The organism is Mesorhizobium sp. P3_A9 (assembly GCF_056402975.1).
Map to the genome: position 1 here is coordinate 1 of NZ_JBFUGJ010000772.1, position 740 is coordinate 740.

Here is a 740-nt window from a genome sequence, read left to right on the forward strand (position 1 = left end):
CGGCGTAGCTCCAGGCGCCGTCGGCGTCGATCGAGAAGTCGCCATAGATGCCGGCCGTACTGGCCTGCGCCACCACATGCGCTTCACCCGTGTCTGGGTCGGTGATCGTCAGCTGGCCGCCGGTGTTCAGYGCCGCCGCCGTGTCGCCTTCGGTCACGGACTTCGAGTCCGAGCTCACCGTCGCCGCATCGTTGGTGCCGGTGATGGTCACSGTCACCGTCCCCGTCGCCGTGCCGTCCTGGCTCGTCACCGTGAAGGTGTCGGTCACGACCTGACCCGCGGTCAGTTCGTTGTGGGCGCCGTTGCCGGCGTAGCTCCAGGCGCCGTCGGCGTCGATCGAGAAGTCGCCATAGATGCCGGCCGTACTGGCCTGCGCCACCACATGCGCTTCACCCGTGTCTGGGTCGGTGATCGTCAGCTGGCCGCCGGTGTTCAGTGCCGCCGCCGTGTCGCCTTCGGTCACGGACTTCGAGTCCGAGCTCACCGTCGCCGCATCGTTGGTGCCGGTGATGGTCACCGTGACCGTCCCCGTCGCCGTGCCGTCCTGGCTCGTCACCGTGAAGGTGTCGGTCACGACCTGGCCCGCGGTCAGTTCGTTGTGGGCGCCGTTGCCGGCGTAGCTCCAGGCGCCGTCGGCGTCGATCGAGAAGTCGCCATAGATGCCGGCCGTACTGGCCTGCGCCACCACATGCGCTTCACCCGTGTCTGGGTCGGTGATCGTCAGCTGGCCGCCGGTGTTC

At 68.4% G+C, this 740-nt stretch carries 1 protein-coding gene; it reads right to left on the minus strand.

Annotated elements, in window-relative coordinates; translation table 11 throughout:
• The coding region (locus AC1DX0_RS36660) for a VCBS domain-containing protein (protein ID WP_477359499.1) at positions 1-740 on the minus strand (740 nt) is incomplete at both ends.